Source organism: Streptococcus sp. 2106, from assembly GCF_013277315.1.
Taxonomy (GTDB): domain Bacteria; phylum Bacillota; class Bacilli; order Lactobacillales; family Streptococcaceae; genus Streptococcus; species Streptococcus pseudopneumoniae.
In genome coordinates, this window is record NZ_VMMS01000019.1 from 60,188 (window position 1) to 71,158 (window position 10,971).

Annotated in this window: 9 protein-coding genes and 2 pseudogenes; 8 read left to right on the plus strand and 3 right to left on the minus strand. The window is 40.5% G+C overall.

Annotated elements, in window-relative coordinates:
* The first annotated feature begins 31 nt into the window (after nt 1-31).
* Nucleotides 32-1,198 carry a CynX/NimT family MFS transporter gene (locus HT723_RS02465; RefSeq protein ID WP_172934553.1) on the plus strand — a complete coding sequence of 389 codons (1,167 nt, stop codon included), beginning with the start codon at nt 32-34 and terminating at the stop codon, nt 1,196-1,198.
* Nucleotides 1,199-1,308: 110 nt separating this feature from the next.
* Here HT723_RS02465 and HT723_RS02470 read toward each other — a convergent pair whose 3' ends face one another.
* Nucleotides 1,309-1,650: a helix-turn-helix transcriptional regulator gene (locus tag HT723_RS02470; RefSeq protein WP_050261213.1), complete on the minus strand. Its 342-nt coding sequence runs from the start codon at nt 1,648-1,650 to the stop codon at nt 1,309-1,311.
* 1,090 nt (nt 1,651-2,740) lie between these two features.
* Here HT723_RS02470 and HT723_RS11460 point away from each other — a divergent pair.
* From HT723_RS11460 to HT723_RS02500, 7 genes and pseudogenes are all read left to right on the plus strand, one after another.
* A pseudogene (locus HT723_RS11460) lies at nt 2,741-3,706 on the plus strand (SEC10/PgrA surface exclusion domain-containing protein); the annotation flags it as partial.
* Nucleotides 3,707-4,240: 534 nt separating this feature from the next.
* Nucleotides 4,241-4,639: pseudogene (locus HT723_RS11465) on the plus strand (hypothetical protein); the annotation flags it as partial.
* Nucleotides 4,640-4,682: 43 nt separating this feature from the next.
* On the plus strand, nt 4,683-5,567 hold the full coding sequence (locus HT723_RS02480; RefSeq protein WP_172934555.1) for an N-acetylmuramoyl-L-alanine amidase family protein: 885 nt from the start codon (nt 4,683-4,685) through the stop codon (nt 5,565-5,567).
* 203 nt (nt 5,568-5,770) lie between these two features.
* Complete coding sequence (locus HT723_RS02485; RefSeq protein ID WP_000273863.1) at nt 5,771-6,097, plus strand: PadR family transcriptional regulator; 327 nt, start codon at nt 5,771-5,773, stop codon at nt 6,095-6,097.
* Complete coding sequence (locus tag HT723_RS02490; protein ID WP_050281786.1) at nt 6,084-6,677, plus strand: DUF1700 domain-containing protein; 594 nt, start codon at nt 6,084-6,086, stop codon at nt 6,675-6,677. The genes HT723_RS02485 and HT723_RS02490 overlap by 14 nt, the downstream gene beginning before the upstream one ends.
* Nucleotides 6,670-7,581 (plus strand): DUF4097 domain-containing protein, encoded by a 912-nt coding sequence (locus HT723_RS02495; RefSeq protein WP_172934556.1) that lies wholly within the window; start codon nt 6,670-6,672, stop codon nt 7,579-7,581. Before HT723_RS02490 ends, HT723_RS02495 begins: the two co-directional genes overlap by 8 nt.
* 61 nt (nt 7,582-7,642) lie before the next feature.
* Nucleotides 7,643-8,707 (plus strand): DUF6574 domain-containing protein, encoded by a 1,065-nt coding sequence (locus HT723_RS02500; RefSeq protein ID WP_172934557.1) that lies wholly within the window; start codon nt 7,643-7,645, stop codon nt 8,705-8,707.
* A 70-nt stretch (nt 8,708-8,777) separates the two neighbouring features.
* On the opposite strand, the gene HT723_RS02505 is transcribed toward HT723_RS02500, so the two are convergent.
* The gene (locus HT723_RS02505) at nt 8,778-9,638 is read right to left on the minus strand and encodes a DUF4299 family protein (protein ID WP_172934558.1); all 861 of its coding nucleotides are present in this window, start codon (nt 9,636-9,638) and stop codon (nt 8,778-8,780) included.
* A 195-nt stretch (nt 9,639-9,833) separates the two neighbouring features.
* Nucleotides 9,834-10,820 (minus strand): rhodanese-related sulfurtransferase, encoded by a 987-nt coding sequence (locus tag HT723_RS02510; RefSeq protein ID WP_172934559.1) that lies wholly within the window; start codon nt 10,818-10,820, stop codon nt 9,834-9,836.
* Between the last annotated feature and the right edge of the window lie 151 nt (nt 10,821-10,971).

Sequence of the window (10,971 nt, forward strand, 5' to 3'; positions counted from 1 at the left end):
TGTTATTAAAATCAGCTATAAGAGGTATTATATGAAAAAGCAATCACTCTTTTTTGTTCCAGGTATTATCCTGATTGGTGTTTCCTTGCGAACTCCTTTTACTGTTTTACCCATTATTTTGGGAAATATTTCGCAAGGTCTAGAGGTAGAAGTTAGTTCGCTTGGTGTCTTGACCAGCCTGCCTCTCCTTATGTTTACCCTCTTTTCACCATTTTCTACCCGACTGGCTCAGAAAATCGGCTTGGAGCATCTCTTCACCTACAGCCTCTTCTTCTTAACCATCGGCTCACTTATTCGACTAATCAATCTGCCCCTGCTCTATCTAGGAACCTTGATGGTTGGGGCAAGTGTCGCAGTCATCAATGTCCTGCTTCCTAGTCTTATCCAAGCCAATCAACCAAAGAAAATTGGTTTTCTGACCACCTTATATGTAACGTCTATGGGGATTGCAACGGCTCTGGCTTCCTATCTAGCTGTGCCCATTACACAAGCCAGTTCTTGGAAAGGACTTATCCTCCTCCTCACGTTACTCTGTCTAGCAACTTTTTTGGTCTGGCTCCCAAATCACCGCTATAATCATAGACTAGCTCCACAAACCAAACAAAAAAGTCAAATAAAGGTCATGCGTAATAAACAGGTTTGGGCAATTATTATCTTTTCAGGTTTTCAATCCTTGATCTTTTACACCGTCATGACCTGGTTACCTACCATGGCTATCCACGCAGGTCTATCCAGTCACGAAGCTGGCTTGCTGACTTCTATCTTATCTCTGATTAGCATTCCTTTTTCAATGACCATCCCAAGCCTGACAACCAGTTTATCTACTCGCAACCGTCAGCTCATGCTCACTCTGGTTTCACTAGCTGGTGTGGTCGGCATTTCCATGCTCTTTTTCCCAATCAATAATTTCATTTACTGGCTTGCCATCCATCTCCTCATCGGAACCGCAACCAGTGCCCTCTTCCCTTATCTCATGGTCAACTTTTCACTCAAGACAAGCGCCCCTGAAAAGACAGCCCAATTGTCCGGCCTATCTCAAACAGGAGGCTATATCCTAGCAGCCTTTGGGCCGACTCTCTTTGGTTACAGTTTTGACCTTTTTCACTCTTGGGTGCCAGCTGTAGCTGCCCTCTTACTCGTCGATCTCCTGATGACTGCGGCCCTCTTTACAGTGGACAGAGCGGATAAGATCCTTTAAACGCCACATTTCAAGTGCAAGTTAACCAGTAAGAAGAGACCCTCTGGAAAACTTGTGTTGCGTGTTCTATGGATTGTTTCATAGGAAGTCTAATAAACCGCTAAGAAAACTTAGCGGTTGTTTTTTACTGTTTTTATAAGTATTTGAAAAGCTTCTAAAAGTTGTTCCTGTGTTGTTTGTGGAAGTTGGACTAATTGATCCGCTAATAATTCTAGTTGCGGATTTTGAGAAGTAATACGGCTCTCAAATAGTTCAGATGGCGGGATATCAAGAGCTGTAATGATTTTTTCCAAAGTATCAATTTTAATATTTGACCCCTTGGTTTCAAGATTAGAAATATAATCAATACCGACACCAGCTTTTTCGCTGAGATTTTGTTGGCTTAATTTTCTTTCTTTTCGTATGAGTCGTATTCGTTGACCTATATACTTTTGTAAATGAATGGATGTCATAACTTACCTCGTTTCAATACCATAATACAAGGAAGCTAACTATAAAATAACCCGTTTATAGACTAAAAAACGCAAATATGTTGCCTGTATAATGTAAAAATGATAAAATAGAAGTGTATAAGAAAATGATTAGCTCATAATCAATTATATTTTCTATCAACCATCAAAGGAGAAAATGATGAAGAAACTGAAAAAACTCACAACTTCAACAGCTATTGCGCTTGCGTCTGTTGGTGGAACTGCATTTGCTCAGGAAGCAACTGTTTCAGCGCCAGTTGATGCAAATACTGTAACTGCTGTGAACGAACCTGCTCTTGTTTCTAAACCTGTAGCTGATGTAAAACCAGAAGTGAAGAAATCTTCTGATGTCAAGCCTGCTCTTGATGCTCAAGCGTCTACTGTTAAGCAAGTTGAAGCTGAGAGTGAAACAGCAAAAGCTGAAGCTACTTCTGCTAACCAAGATGTCACAACTACTGAAACTGCTTTGACAAGCGCTAAAGAGGACTTAAAGTCTGCTGAAGCTGTTAAAGCCAATGCTACAGAAGAAAATATCACAGCTACAAAAGCTAAACAGGACGCCAATGTAAAAGCTCAAGAAGCCAATCAAAAAGCAACTGAAGCGTCTACTGAAGCCATTAAAGCTCAAACTGAAACTGTAGCAAGTGAAACAGCTAACGTTGCAAGCGCAACAAGTAAGAAAGCTGAAGCGGATAAAACAGTAACAGCTAAAGAAGCTAATGTAAAATCAGCTGAAGACGCGCTAAATGGTTCAGGACTTGGCGAAGCTAAAGCCTCACTTGCCCAAGCTGAAAAAGATATTGAACAAGCCAATGCGAATATCTCAAGCGCAACAAAAGCTGTCGAAACTGCTAAGAAAGCAGATAGCAACCGCGCAGATGCCATCAAACAAGCTGAGAACAATGTGAATGTCAAAAATGATGCATTGAAATTAGCTAAAGAAATGATGGACGCCGACCAAAACAAAGTTGAATCTATCCAAGAAAAAGCGGATACTACAGCGTCTAAAGAAAAAGAAGCTCAAACTGCGTTGGATGCACAGAAAGCTCGCTCTGGTGAAGCAGTCATCAAAATGGGAAATCCAGTTCATCATTTGACAGATGAAGAAAAAGCTTATTATGGTCTTGATAAAAACGATATCACATTCTCAGATGCTAAAAGCTATTATGTACGTAATCGTTATAAGAGAGATGGTAAAGCAGACGAACTTATGTTGACAATGGGAGCAAAAATGTACAACGCTCTCACAGTTGACTTCAATAAAAACGATGCCAATCGTAAAGTAGATATTGACCATTTAACAGATGCCGAAATTGCTGAAGTTAGTGATTTTTACGCAAAATTAGTAAATGCTTTACAAGAAAACCTGAACTATCCAACAACATATAGAGCTTATGCTGCACAAGATACTCTTGAGCATAGTAAACAAAAAGCTAAAGCATATGAAGCTCGTGGAACTGACCCTGCTGTAGCTGGTCACATTAAAGATAATGTTGGTAGTGAAAATATGGCATTCATCTATGCTAGTGATGATATTTCCACAATGCAAGATTTGAAAAATGCAGCATTACGTGCTTTCAAGAGCTATTCATTTCTTGATGATCAATCACATTGGGGACACGCCGCTAACAACCTAAACGGTGGTGGTGTCGCAATGACTGTTGCTAACATTAACGGTAGACGTTGGTTTGTCAACTCATTTGGTAGCGATGGTAAACACAAAATCAACCTCAACCAAGACCTTGCCCAACTTGAAGTAAAACTAGCTGAAGCACAAAAACAAAACAGCCAAGCTCAAACTGCGCTTACAAATGCTAAAGCAGAATTGGCAGAAGCTTCACGCAAATATGCTTCTGCACTTGACGCGAAAACAGAAGCTGAGAAAGAATTGGCAAGCAAAACAGCTAGTCCACTTCAAACAGAAGTCGCTGAAAAGAACTTGCAATTAGCAAACCTTGCTTTGAAAAATGCACAAGAACGTAAAGCAACTGCTAAAAAAGCTGTTGAAAACTTCTCAAGAAGCCAAGCTGAAAAACAAACTGCTCTTGAAACAGCTAAAGATGAACTAGCTACAGCTAAAACTGCTCAAAAAGATGCTGAAACTGCTCTTACAAACGCACAAGCAAAATTGCAAGCAGAAGAAAACAAGTTGACTGCACTTCAAGATGAACAAGCGAAGCTCCATGCAGAAAAAGACAAATTGGTGTCAGATGCTAAAGCAATTGCAACAGAATTGAGTGCTTATCTAAACGCAGATAAAAATCTTGCAGATGTGCAAACAAAAGTAGCTGACTTGAAAACAAAACTAACTCAAGCAAAATCTACTGCAAAATTGGCACAAGATAAATTAGACGCAGTTACAGCTAAATTGCAAGCTGAACAAGCTAAATTAGCTGAAATCCAAGAAGAGTTTGATAAGTTGGTCAAGGCTGAAAGAAAGGACTACTACAATTTATCAGGTTGGTATCTGGAATATCTTGCAGGGAAACAAGCGGATAAGAAAACAGATACAGAACTCAAGAAAGTAGAAGATGAAAAACCTTCACAAGCTGGTAACTGGATTCAGTCAGCTGGTCGCTGGTGGTACAAACATGCTGACGGTTCATATACAACCAACGGTTGGGAACAAATCAAGGGTACTTGGTATTACTTTGACCACGCAGGTTGGATGCGAACTGGCTGGGTCAAGACTGGTGGCACATGGTATTACTTGAACAAGTCAGGCTCAATGGCTACAGGTTGGGTAAAAGACAACGGTACATGGTACTATTTGAACAAGTCAGGTTCACTGGCTACAGGCTGGGTTAAAGAAAATGGCTCATGGTATTATCTTGACCAGTCAGGTGCTATGAAAACAGGCTGGTTTACAGTTTCTGGTAAATGGTACTACGCCTATAGCTCTGGTGCCCTAGCAATCAATACAACGACCCCTGACGGCTACCGTGTCAATGCCAACGGTGAGTGGGTATAGAATAAAATTATTAAAAAATAAATAAAAAAGGAAAATAATCATTATGAAAAAAATCGTTTTAACGACTACAGCAGTTTTATCACTCCTAGCAACAGGAGCTACAATTTCAAGTGTCAATGCCTCAAGTGCTCCAGCACCTCAAACAAACAGTCAGTCAGATAGTATTATTGCGACAGATGTGACTCTTGTAGAGAAAAGAGAAGCAAAAATTCAAAGAGCAGTTGATGATTTATCTAAACAAGCTATTAGTATAGAATTGGTTGATGAAAATTATAGTAGCAATTTTAAAAATCAATTCCCAAACTTTTTTGAAAAACGTCCAGAAGGACAAGTGTACGTTGATGGAAAACAAGTTACATTTAAGGCAACAAATTTTGGAATCTATAGTATGAACTTTGAGTCAAAAGGGGTTCGATACAAAGCGGCAGTAGATGTGAGAGAAAATGTCGGTAAAGGTCTTGCTTTCTACATTTACCTAACTAAACTAGAAGTTTTATCAACTAATCAAACTTCGGGGAACACAACTACTCCAGCATCTTCCCCTACAACTCCAACACCAACAAAAACAGACCGTTGGGTTCAAGCTGGTTCTCGCTGGTGGTTCAAGCACTCTGATGGTTCTTACACATCTAATGGCTGGGAAAAAATCAATGGTGTTTGGTATCGTTTTGATAACTCTGGTTGGATGCAAACTGGATGGGTAAAAGACGGTAATTGGTACTATCTCGATGGTTCAGGGGCTATGAAGACTGGTTGGCTCAAAGATAATGGTAGCTGGTACTATCTTCAAGACTCAGGCGCTATGAAAACAGGCTGGATGAAAGTATCTGGTAAATGGTACTATGCTTATAGCTCTGGTGCACTCGCAATCAATACAACGACCCCTGATGGTTACCGTGTCAATTACAATGGTGAGTGGGTAGAATAGACCGATTTACTAAATAGACTAAGAAATAAAAAAATCTTCTTGCGTTTGTAGGAAGATTTTTTGGATTCACAAAACTAGCTTCTATCATTTTTATATATAAAAATTTTACACATTTCTCTTGACAGGGCTTTCTTTTAGATGTACAATGTATGTGTAGAAAAATTATATATAAAAATCTTACACATTAGAAAAGGAGGTTTCCCATGTACTTTCCAACATCCTCTGCCTTGATTGAATTTCTCATCTTGGCTGTACTGGAGCAGGGTGATTCTTATGGTTATGAGATTAGCCAAACCATTAAGCTCATCGCTAATATCAAAGAATCCACACTCTATCCCATTCTCAAAAAATTGGAAGGCAATAGCTTTCTGACAACCTATTCTAGAGAGTTCCAAGGTCGCATGCGCAAATACTACTCCTTGACAAATGGTGGTATAGAACAGCTCTTGACCCTAAAAGATGAATGGGCACTCTATACAGACACCATCAATGGCATCATAGAAGGGAGTATCCGCCATGACAAGAACTGAATACCTGACTCAGCTAGAACTCTATCTCAAGAAACTACCTGAAGCTGACCAAATTGAAGCCATGGACTATTTCAGAGAGCTCTTTGACGATGCTGGAGTCGAAGGAGAGGAAGAACTCATCGCTAGCTTAGGAACTCCTAAGGAAGCAGCTCACGAAGTCCTCTCCAATCTTCTCGATAAAAAAATCAATGAGGCACCCGCTCAAAAAAATAACCGACAAATTTTGCATATCGCCTTGTTAGCCCTCCTTGCAGCACCCATCGGTATTCCTCTGGGAATCGCCATCCTCGTGACCCTGTTCGCAATCCTTGTAGCCGCTTTGACTGTTATTCTGGCTTTCTTTGCAGTTTCCATACTGGGTATCATCGGCGGATTCCTATTTTTAGTTGAAAGTTTCACTGTCTTAGCCCAAGCCAAATCAGCCTTTATCTTGATTTTCGGTTCTGGTTTACTGGCTATCGGTGCTTCTTCACTAGTCTTACTAGGTATTTCCTATGTAGCCCGCTTCTTCGGTCTACTCATTGTTCGCCTGGTGCAATTTGTTCTTAAAAAAGGAAAGAGAGGTGACCAGCATGCGTAAATTGACAAAAGGATTTCTCATTTTTGGTGTAGTGACTACCGTTATCGGCTTTATCCTGCTTTTTGTAGGTATCCAATCTGACGGGATTAAGAGCCTACTTTCCATGTCCAAAGAACCTGTCTATGATAGCCGTACGGAAGAACTAACCTTTGGCAAGGAAGTCGAAAACCTAGAAATCACTCTCCACCAACACGCGCTGACCATCACAGACTCTTTCGATGATCAAATCCACATTTCTTACCATCCATCTCTTTCTGCTCACCATGATCTTATCACCAATCAGAACGATAGAACTCTGAGTCTCACTGATAAGAAACTGTCTGAAAGTTCATTTATCTCTTCTGGAATTGATGGGATTCTCCATATTGTAAGTAGTTCATCTAATCGTTTTAATGATGTCATCATCGGACTACCGAAAGGGAGAACTCTAAAAGGGATCAACATCTCAGCCAATCGCGGACAAACCACCATCATAAATGCTAGCCTTGAAAATGCGACCCTCAATACAAACGGCTATATCCTCCGAATTGAAGGAAGTCGTATCAAAAACAGTAAACTCACAACGCCCAATATCGTCAACATCTTTGATACAGATCTGACAGATAGTCAGCTAGAATCAACAGAACATCACTTCCACGCTGAAAATATCCAAGTCCATGGTAAGGTTGAACTGACTGCCAAAGATTATCTCAGAATTATCCTAGACCAGAAAGAAAGCCAACGAATTAACTGGGACATCTCAAGTAACTACGGTTCTATCTTCCAATTCACAAGAGAAAAGCCTGAATCAAGAGGTACGGAATTAAGCAACCCTTACAAAACTGAAAAAACCGATGTCAAGGATCAACTCATTGCGAGATCTGATGATGATATTGAGCTAATATCCACCCCAAGCAGACGTTGACAAAAACGCTTACATTTGCTACTATAGAAGCATATTTATCTAACTAAAAGGAGGTTCTACCATGAAACAAGAATGGTTTGAAAGTAATGATTTTGTAAAAACAACAAGCAAGAACAAGCCTGAAAAGCAAGCTCAAGAGGTTGCAGACAAGGCTGAAGAAACGATAGCCGATCTCGATACACCAATTGAAAAAAATACTCAAGTAGAGGAGGAAGTCTCTCAAGCTGCAGTCGAACTGGAAAGCCAGCAAGAAGAGAAAATTGAAACTCCTGAAGACGGTGAAGCGAGAACAGAAATAGAAGAAAAGAAGGCATCTAATTCTAGTGAAGAAGAGCCAGATCTTTCTGGAGAAACAGAAAAAGTCACTATAGCTGAAGAAAGCCAAGAAGCTCGTCCTCAGCAAAAAGCAACCACAAAAGAGCCCCTTCTTATCAGTAAATCTTTAGAAAGTCCCTATATCCCCGACCAAGTTCCAAAATCTAGGGATAAATGGAAAGAGCAAGCGCTTGATTTTTGGTCTTGGCTAGTGGAAGCAATCAAATCTCCTACGAACAATCTTGAAACAAGTAGCACACACAGCTATACAGCCTTTCTCTTGCTCATTCTGTTTTCTGCATCTTCCTTTTTCTTTAGTATCTACCACATCAAACATGCTTACTATGGACATATAGCAACTATAAACAGCCACTTCCCTGAGCAACTAGCACCTTTAACTCTCTTTTCTATCATCTCTATCCTAGTAGCGACAACACTCTTCTTCTTTTCATTCCTCTTGGGTAGTTTCGTCGTGAGACGATTTATCTACCAAGAAAAGGACTGGACGCTAGACAAGGTTCTCCAACAATATAGTCAACTCTTGGCAATTCCAATCTTCCTCACTGCTATTGCTAGTTTCTTTGCCTTCTTTGATAGCCTACGATTTTCAGCCCTTTTATGTGTGATTAGCATTGGAATCATTCTGCTTGCTAGTCTCCATATCATTACCAGACCAAGTCAAGCAAGTGAAGCCGACTCCTTCTATCAGTTATTCTTGTCTGTCCTTGTGAACGGAGTGATCATCCTCCTCTTCTTTGTAGCTGAGGTGGCACTGATTGGGGATTATCTTCGTATCTTGGCCTTTCTTTAAACTTCAATCCTGTCATCCATGGCAGGATTTTTTATATATCAAAAAGCAAGTCACTTGACCTGCTTCTGCTTTACTCTTCTTGTGCTAATGTTTTAAAATCTTGTCCTAGAATGGGTTGCACTTCTATTTGATTGGCATCTAGTTGGTGGTAAGATGCTGATGGTAGTGACTCTAGGAATTGTGCATAGTCCAAGCGGACAATGGCTTCATAGTCTTCTGGTTTAGAGCCGTCTCCTGTAATTTGAACCAAGTCAATCTCCCACTGGACTTCCTTATCCACCAATTGCTCCATATAGGCTGCAGGAACAAATGGTTCTCTCGGTAAAACTGTCTTGACTCCTTGAGCTAGATGGTAAACGCCATGCACTTGTCCCTCTCCATCCTGATAGAAGGAAACTCTTGCAAAGTAGGCATCTGTCTCTTGAACCGCACGCACACGCGCTTCAAACTGTGCCAAACCATCCTCCTCTAAAAACCTTTTCAAATCCTCATGACTAAAGAAAACAGGATTAAAAATTCCTTGGCAAATCGTAAAACGGGCTGCAGTGTCTGCAAGATGGGCTTGAATACTTGCTTGGAAATAAGCTTCAAAATCAAAACCATCTAGTCCTTCAATCTCAGTTCCTGTGTAAGCAAGCAAAGCATCTAAAAATGACTTGATGATCTCCCAGTCTATCTTCGTTAGTAGCTCAGGAAGATCGACACGGTAAGCCTTTCGACCATCAGCATAACTGACCTTAAAGAGAAATTGTGATTGCCCTACTATCGCACACTCGATATACTCAAGACGGTTAAGAGGCTGACGGAGATAAACCGCATCATAGCTATGTGACTCCAAACCATCCACCAAGGCCAAGATGGACTTGGCAGTCAAAATCTCTTGTTCTCCTAAAATGCTCTGTTTATTTGGAATAAAAAATGTTTTCGTCATAACTGGACTCCTTTGAAATCGTTTACATACAGTATACCTTATTTTTCTGAAAGATACAAAAACAAACTTTATACTCTTCGAAAATCTCTTCAAACCGCGTCAGCTTCGCCTTGCCGTAGATATATGTNNTTTTCATTGAGTATTAGATTTTTGAGTAAAAAGCATAGAAAAACAGCCCCTGAGGACTGTTTGATCTTATACAGTAGCTGCTTGATCCAAGCTTTCACCGATAGCGGCTAGGCGCTCGATTACTTCAGCTTGTGTCAATTCATTTTCTGAAACATAGCGGTTACGTGGGTGAACACGACACTCGTGTGAACATCCACGAAGGTACTTGTCTTCATTTTCTTCTGATGTCAAGATACGACGGTTACAGAATGGATTTCCACAGTTGACATAACGTTCACATGGTGTTCCATCAAACCAGTCTTTCCCTACGATGGTTGGGTTGACATGGTTAACATCTACGGCAATACGCTCGTCAAAGACGTACATTTTCCCATCCCAAAGCTCACCTTGGACTTCTGGGTCTTTACCGTAAGTTGCGATTCCTCCGTGCAATTGACCAACATCTTTGTAGCCTTCACGGACCATCCAGCCTGAGAATTTCTCACAGCGAACGCCACCTGTACAGTAAACCACGACACGCTTGTCCATGAATTTTTCCTTGTTATCACGAACCCATTGTGGCAACTCACGGAAGTTGCGGATGTCTGGGCGGATAGCCCCACGGAAATGTCCTAGGTCGTACTCATAATCGTTACGTGTGTCAAGGACAACGGTATCTTTATCAAGAAGCGCTTCTTTGAACTCTTTTGGAGACAAGTAAGCACCTGTTGTTTCAAGTGGGTTGATGTCATTGTCAAAGTCGTTGTCTTCCAAACCAAGGTGGACAATTTCTTTCTTGTAGCGAACAAACATCTTCTTGAAGGCTTGTTCATTTTCTTCGTCAATCTTGAACCAAAGGTCTTCCATGCCTGGGAGACTGTGAACGTAGTCCATGTATTTTTGAGTTGTTTCATAGTCACCTGAAACTGTTCCGTTAATTCCCTCGTCAGCGACTAGGATACGGCCTTTAAGGCCGATTGATTTACAGAAAGCCAAGTGATCTGCAGCAAATTGCTCTGCATTTTCAATTGAAGTATAAAGGTAGTAAAGTAAGACACGAATATCTTTTGCCATAAGATTTGTTCTCTTTTCTATTCTTAAATTTTCTAAATTTTTTATTTATCCATACTAGTATACCTGCTTGAGAAAACGAATGCAATTTATTTGACTGGAAATTGTAGAGGGTTATCGAAATTTCCTGAATGGTTATACTCTTCGAAAATCT